This window comes from Rhizobium redzepovicii (genome assembly GCF_019793435.1).
GTDB lineage: Bacteria > Pseudomonadota > Alphaproteobacteria > Rhizobiales > Rhizobiaceae > Rhizobium > Rhizobium redzepovicii.
This window is the reverse complement of record NZ_JAILYH010000004.1, coordinates 125017-141691: the sequence shown is the minus strand read 5'-3', so window position 1 is coordinate 141691 and position 16675 is coordinate 125017. Positions and strand designations below refer to the sequence as shown.

The following is a 16675-nucleotide window of genomic DNA, read 5'->3' as shown; positions in this document are numbered from 1 at the left end:
TCAGCCAGCCGGTTTCCCACGCCTGTGCCACCAGACCGCTAGGCGGCGGCGGAGCCGGCGCGCGACAGGAAGATCGTGCGAGAGCACAAGGAAGCCGAGCGGCAACATCCAGAAGCCCAGTATCGGCAGGAAGCCCAGGAAACCGCATAGAATGAGGGCGACGCCGATCGCCATCCGCGCGATGCGGGAGCGCGGCATACCGATGCTGAAAGAGCCGAGCATGAGCCTGCCGCTTGCATGATCGATGCCGAAGCGCCCTGCCCGCTTCCTGGGCTTTTCGCCGCCCCTCGTCTCTTCTCGCTCATTCCGGTTCGTCATTCCCCAGAGATGGGCACAGACAACCCAAATACAAGTTCATTTCATTTTTTTGAAAAAACTGCTTGGCAAATCGAACAAGCATTTGTATTAGCCCACTCACACCGCGCCAAGCAGTGATCCCTGGTAGCTCAGCGGTAGAGCATTCGACTGTTAATCGACAGGTCGCCGGTTCGAATCCGGCCCGGGGAGCCATTTTCAAGTTAATCGCCTGTTTCGTTGAGAAATCCGAAGACAGGCGTTTTCTTCTCACTTTTAGCCCTAAATCAGCATCCCCTAATCCTTGCGAAAATTCACAAGGCGCTTAAATTCGATCCATCGGATAGCTTTTGCCGGTGACCACGGATGTACTGGCACCGAGCTGATGCAATCAAAGAAGGTCGGCGCGAGCGTTCGCCCCGACCTTTTTCTTTGTTCAGGCGCCAGACACAAAACGCTCGCCGAGTTGGAGCTTGGCGGGCTGCTGTGGTTGTGGGGTGAGGTCGACGGCTTCAAGAGATCGGAGCGATGCCGACTAAAAATTGAAATACACGGTCACGCCTGATCGACGACGATAGGGGTAATCGTCGCGATAGCCGTAATAGTCGCGATAGCCGTAGTGCCGAGGACGGTAGCACGAGCCGTAATACCGGCAGTCGCGGTAAGCGTACCGGCTTTTCTTCCAGTGGCCATACGCATGTCCATTGCCGTGGCGACGGTCTTTGACCTGCTCGAAGTCGGCGGTGTGCATTGCTACCGGTTTCGGCACGAAAATCGGCGTGGCGTTTAGCGGCAGAGCGAAACATGCAGTCAAGACTGTGGCTGCGACTACGGGAAAAAGCTTTTTCATCGGCGCATCCTTTCAGGCCCCGAGTCTCGGTTAATACGCATTAACCTGGCATGAACGGCTCTCCTCTGTGGAATTTCCAGAAAGACCCGCCGCCGCGCCCCAGTGTCGGAAGGGGTGGTGATCGCGCCGGTCATCGGTGTTGGAGGAGCGGAGGTCACGTCAATGTGGCGCGGATTGCGCGACTCGAAAACAGCGGCGGCGCTTCACGTGCGGTAGCCAAAGAACCACCAAAGGTGTAGAGCCCATCGACATGGCCCTAGACCCGCTCAAAGCACTCTCCGACTATTCCGAAGCCGATTGTACCGTGCAGTTCTGGATCGCCGGCGCGCCCGCAGTTGAATTCAAATCTCTACAGGCCGCCGTGAGTTACGCTAGAAATAATGGCGGACGATGGCAGGAGATCGAAATCACGGTGCATTTGCCGCGCGAGGATATCGTCTACGCAACCGACAAGGTGCACCAGTTGATCGATGCGTTGCCCCGCGGCCAGTGACATTGTTGGAATCGGCCCAAAGATCCACCTCGCAAGAGAATCAGCGTCGCCGCGGTCGTGTGCGCCCACGGGGCGCCCGGCCTTTATCGATGGTGATTGCTCAGGGCCTGTGTCCTGGCGTTCGCCTTTAACGAAAGCAACAAGCGACGAACCGGTCATCTTTGCGTTGCCGGTCTGATGGTATAGAGACTGCGGCAGGACGCGACCGCCATTAAATTAAGAATGGGGTCGGGCGGCAGATTGACGTCACGTCGCTGCCACGAGATCACGTGGCCGTTCTTTCTTGATCGTTAGAGCGTGGGAACCGTGCCCTCGGCTCCCTTCAAACATATACTATCGCCAAAACCATCAAACGGGAATGACGCCAGGAGCGGATCACGAATCCTGCCGGCCGACCTGCGCGACCGCTCACGAAGCACCTCCGCCCGCAAGCTGCCGTTATAATCGGACGAGCCGACCGCTTCTAATAGCTGCACGAACGGCCATCGCCGGGTCGGAAGCCATCGGCGCAGGCCGGATTCAAGGAATCTCCCGGTTGATATCCCGACGCCGAGCCGTATGAATTCGGCGCCGTCGAGCAGGCGGAAGTGATAAAGGCAAGACTGATTGCTCCGGCCGCTACAAATGCCCGAAATCTGTTCATCGATGCTTCTCCGATTCACGCTGTGATGCAGCCATGAGTTTCTGCCTTTGGGAGTAACGGGAGAATTTCCCCACCTTGAACCCAAGATATAGGTGCGCTCCCCGGCTGGCGTTAGCGCGAGCGCCCTAGATTTCGTCAATCTTATAATCTGCGTCTGAAGATCGTCGATGATCAAGCGGGCCGGGAACAAACACCGCGGTTAAAAGTTGAGTGGCATCAACAACGTAACGTCAGCTTTGACAGGAGGTCTCTCATGGGTCGCGGTATTCTACTTTGGCTGCTCGGTGTTCCACTGCCTATCATCATCCTTCTTGCTCTGTTTATGCGATAGGAACAGATCATGTCGGTTTCAATGACAGGTTCCGGAGAGGTTGCCACTCCGGTTGAATCCTCCAAATCGGCCATGACATGGGGGCCTATCTTCGGGGGCGCCGCCGCGGCCATTGGCGTCACCCTCATTCTACTGCTGCTTGGATCCGGGCTCGGGCTGACCATGGTGTCGCCCTGGTCGGGGCAAAGCAGTTCGCTCGGGACACTCGGCGTGACGGCGGCAATCTGGCTCGTTCTCGTGCAATGGCTCTCTTCGGCGCTCGGAGGCTACATTACCGGCCGGCTGCGGACGAAATGGGCGGCTGTTCACACGGACGAGGTTTTCTTCCGTGACACGGCTCATGGTTTCCTAAGCTGGGCGCTGGCGACCGTCTTCGTCGCCGGGTTTCTCGCATCATCGTTGACCTCGCTGGCCGGCGCGGGTGCACAAGCCGCGGGATCGGTCGTGGGATCGACCGCCACGGCCGCCGGCACGGCAGCAGCTTCGTCGGCAACCTCGCCGGTGGATCTGTCCACGTCCTATTTTACCGACGCATTGCTGCGCCCTGACAAGGCTCGCGCCGCGGCGACGTCCAATGATGCCGCGGCAACGTCCGAGGTGTCCCGCATCCTCCTCAACGGCGCTGCCCAGGGCCAGGTTCCCGATGACGACAAGGCCTATCTTGCCACCATCGTATCGTCCCGAACGGGTCTTTCCGAAGCCGATGCACGCACCCGCGTCGATACGGTGCTGAAGCGGATCGACGACGCCAAGGTCGCCGCCCAGAAAGCTGCCGATGAGGCACGCAAGGCGGCCTCCACGACGGCCCTGCTCGGCTCGCTGTCGCTTCTGATCGGGGCTTTCATCGCCTCTGCTGCCGCAGCGTTTGGCGGATCGCAACGCGACGAAGAGGAAGATCTCATCGTTGCACGCCGGCTCTGAAAACCGCCGGAAACCGGGGGCGCGGGGTCGAAGGGCCCCGCGCCCTATTTTACGTTTGAACGCAACCCTTCGCCAGGTTGCAGTTTATTTCGCGGCGAGCGGAACATGTCGCCATTTTTGAGCTTCGGTTAGGTCACACCCTTTCCGGAGAAGATAGATGGCCAAGAAGACGAAGACCTCGCCCTCGGACAACGCGACGATTCATGATCAGAAACTGCACCGCGGTGCAGGCGGTGAGTTGCATCAGTTTGCCGAGCACGGCATGCCGGTGCTGACCACAGCACAAGGCGGCCCCGTTTCCGACGATCAGAATACGCTTCGTCTCGGCGCCCGCGGCCCCGCCCTCATCGATGACTTCCATTTTCGCGAGAAGATCTTCCATTTCGACCACGAGCGCATCCCCGAGCGGGTCGTGCATGCGCGGGGTTATGGCGCCCATGGCTATTTCGAAACCTATGAATCGCTGGCCGCCTACACCCGGGCCGATCTGTTCCAACGGCCCGGGGAAAAGACGCCGGCCTTCGTGCGGTTTTCGACAGTCGCCGGCAGCAAGGGGTCCTTCGATCTGGCGCGCGACGTGCGCGGTTTCGCGGTGAAGCTCTACACGCAGCAGGGTAATTGGGATCTGGTCGGCAATAACATTCCCGTCTTCTTCATTCAGGACGCGATCAAATTTCCGGACATCATCCATTCCGTAAAGCCGGAACCCGACAGGCAATTTCCGCAGGCGCAGTCGGCGCATGACAATTTCTGGGACTTCATCTCGCTCACCCCGGAAAGCATGCATATGATCATGTGGGTCATGTCGGACCGCGCCATCCCGCGCTCCTTCCGTTTCATGGAGGGGTTTGGCGTTCACACCTTCCGCTTCGTCAACGCGGCCGATGAATCGACCTTCGTCAAATTCCACTGGAAACCAAAACTCGGCCTGCAGTCCGTCGCCTGGAACGAGGCGGTCAAGATCAATGGTGCGGATCCGGATTTCCATCGCCGCGACCTTTGGCAGTCGATCCAGTCAGGAAACTTCCCGGAGTGGGAACTCTGTGTCCAGCTTTTCGATCAGGATTTCGCCGACACGTTCGACTTCGACATCCTCGATCCGACAAAGATCATTCCCGAGGAGATCCTGCCGGTCAAACCGATCGGCCGTCTGGTGCTCGACCGAATGCCCGAGAACTTTTTCGCCGAGACCGAGCAAGTCGCGTTCATGACGCAGAACGTTCCGCCCGGCATCGATTTCAGCAACGACCCGCTTCTGCAGGGACGGAACTTCTCCTATCTCGACACGCAGCTAAAACGTCTGGGCGGCCCGAATTTCACCCATCTGCCGATCAACGCGCCGAAATGTCCCTTCCACAATTTCCAGCAGGATGGCCACATGGCGATGCGCAATCCTGTCGGACGGGTCAATTACCAGCCGAACTCCTGGAATCAGGGACCGCGAGAATCGCCGGTTCAGGGCTATCGTCACCTGCCGGCCGAGGAGCAGGGTGCCAAGGTCCGGTTGCGGCCGGAAAGCTTTGCCGACCATTACAGCCAGGCCAGGCAGTTCTTCATCAGTCAGACTCCGCCGGAGCAACGCCATATTGCAGCAGCGCTGATCTTCGAATTGAGCAAAGTCGAAACACCGGTCATTCGCGAGCGGATGGTCTCGCATCTTATGAACATCGATGAGACTTTGGCCAGCAAGGTCGGCCACGCACTCGGCTTCAAATCGATGCCGAAGCCTGCCGATGCCGCCATGCCGACGCGCCAGGATCTCGAGCCGTCGCCGGCGCTCAGCATTATCGAGCGCGGTCCGAAGCGGTTCGAAGGACGCAAGCTCGGTATTCTTGTCACCGATGGGAGCGACGCCGCGATCTTCAAGGCGCTGCTTGCCGAGGTCACCGAGCAGAAGGCAACATTCGAAGTGATCGCGCCAAAGATTGGCGGCGTGACGCTCTCGGACGGCAATTGGATCGAGGCGCATCAGATGATCGACGGCGGACCTTCGGTGCTTTACGACGCCGTCGCGCTACTGCCCTCGTCGGCGGGAAGCAGTGATCTGCTAAAGGAGGCAACGGCCCATGATTTCGTTTCGGATGCCTTCGTGCACTGCAAGTTCATCGGCTATGTGGAAACAGCGCTGCCCCTCATGCAAAGGGCCGGAATTGCCGATTCCCTGGATGAGGGCGTGCTTGCGCTTAGAGCGGCCGGGGATGTCGCGGCCTTTGTTAAAGCGCTTGGCAAACTGCGTGTCTGGGGCCGCGAACCGTCGGTCAAACTGAATTGAACATAGGGTGGCCATAAGAATGGCTCGTCGTCTAAAACCCGCGGAAACGCGGGTTTTAAACTGTTCGCAGCACTTAATGTATTGAGCTTGGATTAGGGAAACATCTGCTCCCTCTTTCGTTTATGCGCTGTGGAGAGCCGTATGCGCTGGCGTTTTCGACAGATTTCCGACTTGGCCGTCTTGTGGGCGGGGCATCGCGTGGTCCCTGTCACGCTGGTCGCGTTGGTCGCCATATGGGCGGCGGCGGGCGTCACTTTTTCTTTCCCACGGCAATGGTTTTTGCTGACCAACGTGATGGGGACGCTCATCATATTTTTTATTCTTCTGCTGGTGCAGCACTCCCAAAATCGGGACATGGTGGCGCTCCAAACCAAGCTCGACGAACTGATCCGATCAAGCAAGGCCGGAAATCACTGGATTGCGGCTGAGAAGAAAGAGGTCGAGGCCATCGAGGAAATGCGCCAGCAACACCATGACAAGATGACAAACTGAAAAGTCGCATCGAGGCGATATGCATCAGGTGGAGGCTGCCTCCGCGGCAGATTTCTCATCCGCTTTTTCCTCGACGCATTCGGCTTGCGCGGCAAGCGTCTTGCTCATTTCTCTGAGTTCACCCTCGTCCAACTTTTCGATGCCGACGAACTTGTTGGCGGCCTGGCTCGTCAGGATGAGTTCGTCCAGCTTGGCCTGAACCGCTTTGCCGTCACGGTTCTGGCTGTTCTGCAACACGAAGACCATCAGGAAAGTGATAATGGTCGTGGTTGTATTGATCACAAGCTGCCAGGTTTCAGAATAGCCGAAAAAGGGTCCCGATACCGCCCAGGCAATCACGAGCGTCAGAGCCGCGACAAAGGTGAACGGCTTTCCCGAGAAATCGGCGACGATGGTTGCAAAGGAAGAGAAGAAGTTGGGTTTGTTCGACATCTGAAAAGCCTCGCTAATTGCAGCGACAATGCTGTCAATCGACAACATCAACGTCATTTCCGGACCGAAGTTCCTCGCCCGGCGAGCCTACCCGCGCTACCGGAAATCCAGCCTGCTCAGAAAATATTGTGCAGCGCAGCAACTTTCCGCCGACTGACGCGTTTACGCAGGCATCACCGCCATCCCGGCTGCTGATTGGCGGAGACTTTCATGAGATCTATGTCCGACACGCTCGCACGCCTTGCTGCGTTGCGAGGAACGCTTCGCCCCCGCCCCACGCAGGAAAATCCCGATCTGATTGCCCTGGGCACATTTGGTGCAAACCCGGGTGCTTTGGGAGGTTACATCTTCCTGCCGTCGAAGCGCGCAAAGAACATGGCGCTGGTCACCGTCCTGCACGGCTGCACTCAGACCGCCGCCGGCTATGACATCGGGTCGGGGTGGTCGCGATTGGCAGAGGATTATGGTTTCGCGCTGTTGTTTCCCGAGCAGCGAAGGGCAAACAATCCCAACCTCTGCTTCAACTGGTTCAACCCGGAGGATATAGGCCGGGATCATGGCGAGGTCTTTTCCATTCGCCAGATGATCGCAAAGGTCGTTGCGGAACACAGCATCGACAGCAGGCGCGTATTCGTGACCGGGCTTTCGGCCGGTGGCGCCATGACCGCCGCCATGCTTGCCACCTATCCGGAGATTTTTGCCGGAGGCGCCATCATTGCAGGCCTGCCCTATGCCAGCGCCGCGACCATTCCCGAGGCGTTCGACCGAATGCGCGGTCATGGCGGCCCGACCGCCAAAGAACTGCAACTGCGGTTGAGAAACGCCTCAACCCACAAAGGCCCGTGGCCGACTTTGTCGCTCTGGCAGGGAAGCGCGGACAGAACCGTCGTGCCATCGAATGCAAATGCAATCGTCGACCAATGGAGAAATATCCACGGCATCGACGTATCGCCGTCGCGCGTGGAAAATATCGGACGCCATCAGCGAAGGGTCTGGACCGACGCTCACGGGGTGGAGGTGATCGAGCTCTATACGATTGCCGGAATGGATCACGGCACGCCGCTCGACGTCGGCACCGGCTACGGGGCGAGCGGCCCCTTCATGCTTGACATCGGAATTTCCTCGACCGTCGAAATCGCCAGGTCCTGGGGCCTGGTTCCCTCGTTTGAAAAGCGGCGCAATGTAAAACCCGCTACTGCGCAACCGGAAAACGTCGCAGGTTCATCTGCCATAGGGGATGATCGCGGCGGCATCCAGAAGGTCATTGAAGACGCCCTTCGATCTGCCGGGCTGCTGCGGTAAAGCGACAGAACGGGAGCAAACTGGTTGCCATGCCATTCGCCGGGGGACCGTCCAGATTCAGCGAGAGCGCCGCTATCGGTTCTGAGACTTGGGCAGCGGCCCGTTTTGATGGCTGAGGACGAGTTCGATCTGGACATCCTGCTGAAACTGCAGCACCCGCTCGCCGACGTCGCTCTCCGGCATTCCGGCTGCCAGAAGCTGATCGGCGAGCCTGCGGCATTCAGCCCTCCAGAATGCAATCGCATCCGCGCCATGCCTGCGGCCGAGTTCACGGGCGCAGCGCTCGATATTGGCGGTTCCGGTTCCGGAGGGAAAGGCAATCACCACGCCTTCACTCTGGGCGGCGGGGCGGCAGGTCATTTCAGTAGCCATCGAACACAGGTTCCTTTGATCCTGTTCGTTGTCTACGGGACTATGGTTAATGCTTTCTATCGTTCTTATCCGTTCCTTTCGATGAAGCAGAATTTGCAGTCGACAACCGTCACACTGCTTCGTCTTCGACCTTGACGCCGGCACGGGGATGCGTCGACTGTCGGTGTGACGATCGACACTCCAGGCAGCAGAGACCACCGATGACGATAAGCGCTCCCCGCGATTTCCTGAAAAGCCTGTTCGACGCGGCTGTTCGCGCCGCCGATCCGCTGACCGGCATCAAGGCAAACCTGCCTGACAGGCCGCAGGGAAAGACCGTGGTGATCGGCGCCGGCAAGGGTGCCGCGCAGATGGCGCGAGCGCTCGAAAGCGTGTGGGACGGGCCGCTTACGGGTCTGGTGGTCACGCGCTACGGCTATGGCTGCGACACACGCGACATCGAGATCATCGAGGCTGCCCATCCTGTTCCCGATCCGGCGGGACTTGCAGCGGCAAGACGGCTGACGGAGACGGTGAGCGGACTGACGGAAGACGATCTGGTGATCGCGCTGATCTGCGGCGGCGGCTCGGCGCTGCTGCCCGCCCCGCCGGTGGGGCTGACACTCGAAGACGAGATTGCGCTCAACGAAATCCTGCTCGCCTCGGGGGCGCCGATCTCGGCGATGAACGTCGTGCGCAAGCATCTCTCGACCATCAAAGGCGGGAGACTTGCGGCAGCAACCAGAGCAAGGGTCGTCAGCCTGATCGTCTCCGACATTCCCGGCGACAACCCGGCTCATGTCGCCTCCGGGCCGACAGTGCCTGATGGTTCGACGCGGCACGACGCGCTTGAGATCGTCAAGCAATATGGATTACAGCTGCCGCAGGCAGCCCTCGACCATCTGAACTCACCCAAGGCCGATGCGCCGCGGCCCGACGATCCGGTCTTCCGACGCCACGCGCATCACATCATCGCCTCTGCCGGCGTCTCGCTGGAGGCAGCCGCCGCCCTGGCGAAGTCGCAGGGGATAGTGCCGGCGGTCCTTTCGGATGCGATCGAGGGAGAATCGCGTGACGTGGCGCTGGTGCATGCGGCGATCGCCCGCGAGGTGCTCGGCCGGAACAGGCCGTTTTCGAAGCCGGTTGTCATCCTGTCCGGCGGCGAAACGACGGTGACGCTTCGCGCCAAGGGCGGCAAGGGCGGACGCAACGGCGAATTCGCGCTCGCCATGGCGCTAGCAATCGACGGACAGGAGGGCATTCATCTCCTTGCTGCAGACACGGACGGGATCGACGGCTCCGAGGATAATGCGGGTGCCTTCGCCGATGGCGGCACGGTCAAGCGCCTGCGCGCTGCCCGGCTCGATCCGCGCCGGCTGCTCGACGGCAATGACAGCTATTCGGGCTTTGCCGCCGTCGGCGATCTCTTCGAAACCGGCCCGACCGGTACCAACGTCAATGATTTCAGAGCTATCCTGATCCGTTAGTGGGTCTAGATCCTTCCCTGCCCGATCAGCCAGTCCACAGCCTCCTGCACTGCCTGCAGAGACGTGTATCTCGGGGAGTAACCGAGCAGGCGCCGGGCTTTGGCGATCGAGCAATTCGGGCTGCGGGCGATATGCTCCCATGTCGCCTCCGTATCTTCGGCCGTCTGGCTTTCGGCCCAGACATCGAATGGGGCGAAGCTGAGTTTCGGCTCCCGCCCAAACCAGTGCGACATGGCTTCGGCATAACCGCGAAGCGTCAGCGCCTGCTCCGAAACCGCGTGGAAGCTTTCGCCGGTCGACGCATTCCAGTTGGCGATCGCATCCATGAACATCGCCGCCACGTCATCGGCATGGACGTGATGGACCGTCTCCAGGCCGAAGTTGGGCAGCGCAAGGGCGTCTCCGCGGGCGAGGGTCGAAAAGACCTGCAGGTTGAAATTGCCTGCAGGGTTGAGCGGCGCCCATCCGCGACCGACGATGTGGCCGGGATGAATGATGGTGGCCGGAAAGCCGCGAAGCCTTGCCTGCTGCAGCATATAGGTTTCGATCGCCGCCTTCTGGATGCCGTAGTCACCGAAGGGAGACTTCGGCGCCTCTTCGAGTGTCGGCACGGTGCGGGGGTAGCCATGGGTCCAGATGGTGCCGGTGTGCAGGAAATGACCGACATGCCCGGATAGCGCGGTCACCAGTTGCTCGGCACTCTCGAGCGTGAAGCAGATCATGTCGATGACGATATCGGCTTTCACTTCACGCACGGCCGGGCCGAATTCGCCGGTCCGTTCCATCTCGGCCCGATCCATCTGGCGCTGGTCGACGGAGGCCCAGGCGCGATTTTCGGTGTAGGGCTTTGCCGCGCCGCGGCTGATGGTAACGACGTCGTGCCCCGCCTCGACCAGACGAGGAACGAGATAGGTTCCGACATGGCCCGTCGCTCCGATGACCAAAACCCGCATTGTCGTTCCTCCCTTTGCATGATCCGCGCCGACTATGCTGCGCCGTGTCGCGATCCTGCAAGCGGAGTTTTCGCCGCGAATGGGAAAGCGGCCCCGTTATCGATTCTTGAAAACAAGGCAGGTGCCGCCGTGAGTGCGGATCTGGTTGCAGAGGCTGTTGGCTTCCAGGCGCGTCTGCCGGCCGATGCGGGCGGCATAACGCGGGCGAAAGCCGAAGCTGCGATCGCGCTGGCGCAGGATCAGCGGCTGTTCCGCATTGAGCGGCGCAGGCAGATCCTGCACCGCATCGAGAAACATGCGCCGGGCCACCGCGACATCCGCGTTCGCGGCAAGCTGGACACCCCAGGGCGCCCAGTCGCCCTCCTGACGCCACGGCGTGTCCTTCAACGTCCGGCGTTCGGCAAGCGCCACGCAGCCGTCGAAAAAGGGCTTGTCCTTATCGAGCGGGGCTGCCGCAGTTTCCGGTGGCTTTTCCTTCCACTCCTCCACCGTATGGGCGGTGATCGCCATCACGTAGCTGCGCGTCTCGTAAGGCAATCTTCCTGACGCTAGGTAAGAAGCAAGACCGTTTTCGCCGGCATTATAGGCGGCGGCGGCAAGGCCGAGATTGCCGAAACGATTGCGCAATTCGTCGAGATACTGCGCCGATTTCCGGAGCGCCTCCAGCACCTGATAGCTGTCTTCAAGACCGCGCAGTTTCGCCGTTCCGGGCATGAACTGGGCAATACCCTGCGCGCCTTTGAAACTGACCGCGTCGGGGCGAAAGGTGCTTTCGCGCCAGATGAGGCGGGCGAAATATTCCGGCGGCAACTGATTGGCCTCGGCGAAATGCTCGATCGCGGCGCAGAGATCGCGATTGAAACTGTCCTTGCGGATGCAGAGCGTCTCATCCGATCCCGACGCAGAAGGCCCGGAATAGAGACAGGCCGGCTCGGCAGCGCTTACTTCCGGCTGGGCCTTTGGCGTGTCTATGACGGTAAACAGAAAGCAGAGCGAAAGCAGGGCCTTCGCCGCTCTCTTCCCCATGCCGGACTGACGCTTTCGCCCTCTCATCGGATCTCAGCAGGTTCGACTTCCATCGCGACGCTGATCATAGATAGCATCGTTCACGGCGCGACGCTTCCCCATTTCGGCAATGGCGCATGAAAAAGCCGCCGGGGGCAATGGCCGCGGCGGCTTCCAGAACGGCTTGAAAGCAGCGGTCAGGCCGTCGGCTGCTTGGTCTTCCGGAGATAGGGCAGAACCGTATCGAAGGAGCCGAAACGCGTGATCGCGTCTTCATTGGAAACCGCGGCGGTGATGATGACGTCTTCGCCCTGGTTCCAGTTCGCCGGTGTCGCCACCTGGTGCTTGGCCGTCAGCTGGATGGAATCGATGGCACGCAGGATCTCGTTGAAATTCCGGCCCGTCGTCATCGGATAGGTGAGGATCAGCTTGATCTTCTTATCGGGACCAATGATGAAAACCGAACGCACCGTGGCGTTGTCGGCGGGCGTGCGGCCTTCCGAGCTCTCGCCGGCGCCGGCCGGCAGCATATCGTAGAGCTTGGCGACCTTGAGATCCTTGTCGCCGATCAGCGGATATTCGACATCGAAGCCGGTGGCGGTCTTGATGTCGTTCTTCCACTTGGCATGGCTTTCCACGGGATCGACGGAGATGCCGATGATCTTGGCGCCACGCTTGGAAAAATCGCCCGCCAGGCCGGCCATGGCGCCGAGCTCGGTCGTGCAGACCGGCGTGAAATTCTTCGGATGCGAGAACAGCACGGCCCAGCCATTGCCGATCCACTCATGGAAGCTGATCGGTCCCTGGGTGGTGTCGGCGGTAAAATCGGGGGCAATATCGTTGATGCGTAAGCTCATGGTCGGCCCTCCAAAGCCTTGTGTTTAATGTTGTTTGTTTCAAATCGAGGCCATGGGATCCGTCCGCCGGAAGCGGTCGCGAGATTGCGGTCAACAGGATCGCACCGGCCGAAGGTTAAGAACTTCCCATTCCAGGATTTTAAGTAAGTCATATACCACGATCGCCGAAGGCATGCTCTTTCGATTTCAGGCCTGCGGCGGCATTATTTTTCCGATACATCCGAGCGATGATAAGGCCGATTTTTCAGTCGCCCCTATCGGACCGTCAGCGGTCCGCCCTTCCCCCGCTTCAGGCCGCCTGAACGGTTTTGATCCTGTCGATGCCACCGACGACAGGCGCGAAATCGGCCCAGACACCCTGCGCGCCCTTCTGCCATTCCTCCAAGGCTTCCGGCTTCAACAGCTTTCCGCCATGGCCAAGCGCCGTCTCGACGGACTTCGCCTCGTCGTCGACGATCAGTTGGTTGAAGTAAGCGGCCCCTTCGCTGGAGGCCTGCTCGAATACCGCCTTCTGATCGCCGTTGAGGCCGGCCCAGAAGGCAGAGGAATAATAGATGACGCCTGATGCCCAGATATGGCCGGTCTCGGTCATATCGGGCACGACCTCATAGAGCTTGAAACCTGAGTAGGCCGATTTGGTCAGGTCCATCGCGTCGGCGACGCCGGTTGCGAGCGCATTATAGGTCTCGGTGATCGGAATGCCGATCGGCGTGGTGCCGAATGCGCTCCAGAGCTTGGTGTGCAGCGGGCTCTGGATCACACGGATGCGCTTGCCTTTGAGCTGCTCGGGCCGGGTCACCGGTTCCTTGGTCAGGAGATGGCGCGCGCCGTAATTGATGAAATCGCCGACGACGAAATTCTGCGCCTGCAGCTTCTGTTTGAGATCGGCGCCGACATCGCCGCCGACGGTCCTGCGGACATGGTCGGCATCGCGAAAGAGGAAGGGCAGATCGAGGATCTGCAGCTCCGGTGCCCAGCCGGAAAGCGACGAGGCCGTCGAGAGGCTCGCCTGGATCGAACCGAGGCGCACGCCCTCGGCCACTTCCTTCTCGCCGCCGAGCGCACCGTTCCTGACGATATTGAACTTGAACTGGCCTGGAAGCCTGGCTTCGACCAGCTCGCCGATTTTCACCCAGATCTTGGTTTCCGGCTTGTCGTCGCCGAGCAGCGAGGCGATCGTGATCGTCGTCGTGCGGGCGGCGGCCGTGCGGACGAAAGCGGGCGCTGCGAGCGCCGTTCCGGCGAGCGCTGCGAACTTCAGGAGATTGCGTCGGTTGAGATTGTCCATGGATTGTCCGTTCGTTAGACGATGATGGCCCAGGCGCAGAGGATTGCGAGCGAGACCAGGAGAGCGAGCAGATAGGGAACCACCGCCCGGAAGAGTTCCGAGGCGGGAATGCGGGTGACGCCGCTGACGACGAAGATCAGCATGCCGAGCGGCGGCGTCAGCCCGTGGATCATCAGGTTGACGACGATGATGACGCCGAACTGGATGGGATCGATGCCGGCGGCGATCGCTGCCGGCAGCAGGATCGGACCGAAGAGCAGGATCGCGGCCCCGATGTCGAGAACGAGACCGACGGCGAGCAGAATGACGTTCGACAAAAGAATGACGGCCAGCGCGCTGCCGCCGAGCGCCGTCGTCAGATGGGCGATCAGCGAAGACACGTCGTCGACCGCCAGCAGGAAGGCGAAAGGGCCGGCCGTGCCGATCAGCAGACCGATCGCCGCCGCTTCGACCGCCGCCTGGCGGAAGATGGCATAGAGCGAGAGGATACCGAGACGGGCGCCGATGCCGAGCAGCAGCGTATAGAAAGCGGCGAGCGCTGCCGCTTCCGTCGTCGTGACGATGCCGATGCGGATGCCGACGACGACAATGACACCCAGCCCGAAGGCCGGGATCGCCTGGACCGCCGATTGCCAGCGCTGCCTCGCGGTTGCGCGCGGCAAGGGCACCTGCTCACGCACGGTCAGATGGATGGCGACCGCCAGGCATATGGCCATCAGCCCGCCGGCGAAAAAGCCGCCGACTAGCAGTGCGCCGACGGAAAGATTGGTCGCCGAGGCGAGGATGAGAAAGGCAATCGACGGCGGGATGATGTTGTCGAGAACCGATGTCGAGGCGATGATCGCCGCAGCCCGCGCCGGGTGATAACCGTGCTTGACCAATTCCGGTTGGAAGGTCGATGCGCCGAAGGCGGCATTTGCGACCGAGGAACCGGAAGCGCCGGAAAAGAGAACGCTGGTCAGAAGCGTGGTCTGCGCCAGTCCGGCCCGGCGATGACCGACCATGGCGGCGGCAAAGCGCACGAGCTGATTGGCGACGCCTGATGCCGTCAGCAGGCCGCCGGCGAGCAGGAAGAAAGGAATGGCGAGCAGCAGGAATTTCGAGATACCGGTGACGGTCGCAGAAACGATCGCCGGCTCGGGCAGGCTGCTGCCGAAGGCGATGGCGGCATAGGCTGCGGCGAGAAAGGCGTGCGGCAGCGGTGCGGCAAGTACCAGGCCGATCGCCGCGATCAATCCGAGGAAGATGCTCGGCGGCCAGTCGAGATCGAGCAAGATATGCGGGATGCCAGCATAGAGCGCGATGCCGAGGGCCAGCGAAAGAGCAACCGGCAGGACCCGGCGGTCGGCGATTCGCTGCAGAAGCAGCACGATGAGGATCAGCGCGCCGCCGGCACCGAGGAAGCTGAAGCGGATCCATTCCGGCAGGCCGAGCGTCGGCGAGACGCCGCCAAGCATCGTCATGATCTCGCGGCCGCCGAAAGCGAGGATCAGCGCCGAAAGCACGGTGAAGACATCGGCGCCGATCCGCGTCAGCTTCTGCAGGCCTTCCGGCAGCATCCTGACGAAAACGTCGAGACGCATGGCAAGGGCGCTATTGAGGCTGAGCGGCGCGCCGAGCGCGACCAGCGCCACATTCAGCCAGATGCCGAAATCCTCGGCGCCGATGAAGCCGGTACCGAAGAAATAGCGCAGGCAGACAGTGACTAGCACCATGACGAGCAGCACGGCGAGAACGAGCGCTGCGGCAACGCCGAGAACGGCCTCAATTACCCGCAGTGCCCGCGCCGCAAGCCCGTCATCCCTTGCCCGTTGGATCGGATGAAATTCGCTGGTGGCCAATAAAACCTGCCTTCTGCCCCGAGGATCAGGCGCTGCCGACACTCGAAAAGATCGAGGTCGAAAGCGCCACGCCTTTTCGCCCAAACGGAGCGCTTCCTCAAGCGTCAATGGGGCTGGAAAAGTTCGCTGTCGATATCGGCCTCGCGCTGTAGAGACGCCTGAAAGTGCGGCAGTATGGTCAATTTTTAAGCACGATAGCTTCTGCACATTTATGAGGCGCAAACCTTGCCAAAATTGCTGCGCTGCGTCATAAATATAATCATGAAGCATCTCGATCTGACGATTCTGGTGATCGACGAAAATGCCATCCGCGCCTCCATCATTGAAGAAGGGCTGCGCGAGGCAGGGCATGCGCGCGTCACCGTCGTGCATGAGGTCAACGGCATCGCGCGAACGATCGAAACGCTGATGCCCGATGTGATCATCATCGATATCGAGAACCCCAACCGCGATATGATGGAGCATCTGTTCCAGCTGACTCGTACAGTCAGCCGTCCGATCGCCATGTTCGTCGATCGCTCCGACACGGCCTCCATCGAGGCTGCGGTCGATGCCGGCGTCTCGGCCTATATCGTCGACGGATTGAAGAAGGAACGCGTCAAACCTATCCTCGACATGGCCGTCAGCCGCTTTAATGCCTTTAGCCGGCTGCGGCGGGAGCTTGCCGATGCCCGCTCGGCGCTGGAGGAACGCAAGCTTATCGAGCGCGCCAAGGGCATCTTGATGAAAATGCGCGGACTGTCCGAGGAAGAGGCCTTCGCCCTGTTGCGCCAGACGGCGATGAACGAAAAGAAGAAGATGTCGGAAATCGCCCAGAGCGTTGTCACCGCCGCGGGACTTTTGATGTGATCGCGGGGCTCCTC

At 60.5% G+C, this 16675-nt stretch carries 18 protein-coding genes and 1 tRNA gene; 9 read left to right on the top strand and 10 right to left on the bottom strand.

From position 1 onward, the window contains the following. Complete coding sequence (locus K6N12_RS34050) at window positions 1–318, bottom strand: hypothetical protein (protein WP_097625271.1); 318 nt, start codon at window positions 316–318, stop codon at window positions 1–3. On the opposite strand from K6N12_RS34050, the gene K6N12_RS07740 reads away from it, so the two are divergent. Both K6N12_RS07740 and K6N12_RS07735 read left to right on the top strand, forming a co-directional pair. After that, on the top strand, window positions 238–435 hold the full coding sequence (locus tag K6N12_RS07740; protein WP_165503884.1) for a hypothetical protein: 198 nt from the start codon (window positions 238–240) through the stop codon (window positions 433–435). The two genes, K6N12_RS34050 and K6N12_RS07740, sit on opposite strands and share 81 nt — an antisense overlap. Next, a tRNA-Asn gene (locus tag K6N12_RS07735) sits at window positions 436–510 on the top strand. Between the two features lie 319 nt (window positions 511–829). Here K6N12_RS07735 and K6N12_RS07730 read toward each other — a convergent pair. After that, complete coding sequence (locus K6N12_RS07730; RefSeq protein WP_097625270.1) at window positions 830–1144, bottom strand: hypothetical protein; 315 nt, start codon at window positions 1142–1144, stop codon at window positions 830–832. A 250-nt stretch (window positions 1145–1394) separates the two neighbouring features. On the opposite strand from K6N12_RS07730, the gene K6N12_RS07725 reads away from it, so the two are divergent. Then, on the top strand, window positions 1395–1637 hold the full coding sequence (locus tag K6N12_RS07725) for a hypothetical protein (protein WP_097625269.1): 243 nt from the start codon (window positions 1395–1397) through the stop codon (window positions 1635–1637). Window positions 1638–2100: 463 nt separating this feature from the next. Here the strand turns inward: K6N12_RS07725 and K6N12_RS34045 are convergent, their stop codons facing one another. Next, window positions 2101–2280, bottom strand: coding sequence for a hypothetical protein (locus K6N12_RS34045; protein ID WP_003586986.1), 180 nt, complete (start codon window positions 2278–2280; stop codon window positions 2101–2103). 340 nt (window positions 2281–2620) lie between these two features. On the opposite strand from K6N12_RS34045, the gene K6N12_RS07720 reads away from it, so the two are divergent. The 3 genes from K6N12_RS07720 (at window position 2621) to K6N12_RS07710 (ending at window position 6296) form a co-directional block, all read left to right on the top strand. After that, window positions 2621–3532 (top strand): hypothetical protein, encoded by a 912-nt coding sequence (locus tag K6N12_RS07720; protein ID WP_097625268.1) that lies wholly within the window; start codon window positions 2621–2623, stop codon window positions 3530–3532. Between the two features lie 157 nt (window positions 3533–3689). Continuing rightward, window positions 3690–5804 (top strand): catalase, encoded by a 2115-nt coding sequence (katE, locus tag K6N12_RS07715; RefSeq protein WP_097625267.1) that lies wholly within the window; start codon window positions 3690–3692, stop codon window positions 5802–5804. Between the two features lie 141 nt (window positions 5805–5945). Continuing rightward, the gene (locus K6N12_RS07710; RefSeq protein ID WP_097625266.1) at window positions 5946–6296 is read left to right on the top strand and encodes a low affinity iron permease family protein; all 351 of its coding nucleotides are present in this window, start codon (window positions 5946–5948) and stop codon (window positions 6294–6296) included. A 24-nt stretch (window positions 6297–6320) separates the two neighbouring features. On the opposite strand, the gene K6N12_RS07705 is transcribed toward K6N12_RS07710, so the two are convergent. Then, window positions 6321–6728 carry a low affinity iron permease family protein gene (locus K6N12_RS07705; RefSeq protein ID WP_097625458.1) on the bottom strand — a complete coding sequence of 136 codons (408 nt, stop codon included), beginning with the start codon at window positions 6726–6728 and terminating at the stop codon, window positions 6321–6323. Between the two features lie 210 nt (window positions 6729–6938). On the opposite strand from K6N12_RS07705, the gene K6N12_RS07700 reads away from it, so the two are divergent. After that, complete coding sequence (locus tag K6N12_RS07700; RefSeq protein ID WP_097625265.1) at window positions 6939–8030, top strand: extracellular catalytic domain type 1 short-chain-length polyhydroxyalkanoate depolymerase; 1092 nt, start codon at window positions 6939–6941, stop codon at window positions 8028–8030. A 72-nt stretch (window positions 8031–8102) separates the two neighbouring features. On the opposite strand, the gene K6N12_RS07695 is transcribed toward K6N12_RS07700, so the two are convergent. Next, a complete protein-coding gene (locus K6N12_RS07695) occupies window positions 8103–8402 on the bottom strand; it encodes a DUF6074 family protein (protein WP_003586992.1) in 300 nt (99 codons plus the stop codon). A 200-nt stretch (window positions 8403–8602) separates the two neighbouring features. Here K6N12_RS07695 and K6N12_RS07690 point away from each other — a divergent pair, with 200 nt between their 5' ends. Beyond that, window positions 8603–9868: a glycerate kinase type-2 family protein gene (locus K6N12_RS07690; RefSeq protein ID WP_097625263.1), complete on the top strand. Its 1266-nt coding sequence runs from the start codon at window positions 8603–8605 to the stop codon at window positions 9866–9868. A gap of 5 nt (window positions 9869–9873) precedes the next feature. Here K6N12_RS07690 and K6N12_RS07685 read toward each other — a convergent pair whose 3' ends face one another. From K6N12_RS07685 to K6N12_RS07665, 5 genes are all read right to left on the bottom strand, one after another. Next, window positions 9874–10821 (bottom strand): NAD-dependent epimerase/dehydratase family protein, encoded by a 948-nt coding sequence (locus K6N12_RS07685; RefSeq protein ID WP_097625262.1) that lies wholly within the window; start codon window positions 10819–10821, stop codon window positions 9874–9876. 96 nt (window positions 10822–10917) lie between these two features. Further along, a complete protein-coding gene (locus tag K6N12_RS07680; RefSeq protein WP_097625261.1) occupies window positions 10918–11874 on the bottom strand; it encodes a lytic transglycosylase domain-containing protein in 957 nt (318 codons plus the stop codon). A gap of 149 nt (window positions 11875–12023) precedes the next feature. Next, window positions 12024–12683, bottom strand: coding sequence for a peroxiredoxin (locus tag K6N12_RS07675; RefSeq protein WP_049734242.1), 660 nt, complete (start codon window positions 12681–12683; stop codon window positions 12024–12026). A gap of 289 nt (window positions 12684–12972) precedes the next feature. After that, complete coding sequence (locus K6N12_RS07670; RefSeq protein WP_097625260.1) at window positions 12973–13971, bottom strand: TRAP transporter substrate-binding protein; 999 nt, start codon at window positions 13969–13971, stop codon at window positions 12973–12975. Between the two features lie 14 nt (window positions 13972–13985). Then, window positions 13986–15812 carry a TRAP transporter large permease gene (locus tag K6N12_RS07665; protein WP_097625259.1) on the bottom strand — a complete coding sequence of 609 codons (1827 nt, stop codon included), beginning with the start codon at window positions 15810–15812 and terminating at the stop codon, window positions 13986–13988. A 261-nt stretch (window positions 15813–16073) separates the two neighbouring features. Here K6N12_RS07665 and K6N12_RS07660 point away from each other — a divergent pair, with 261 nt between their 5' ends. Then, entirely contained in the window at window positions 16074–16661 is a 588-nt protein-coding gene (locus tag K6N12_RS07660) for an ANTAR domain-containing response regulator (RefSeq protein ID WP_037073146.1), read from the top strand. Window positions 16662–16675 lie beyond the last annotated feature (14 nt).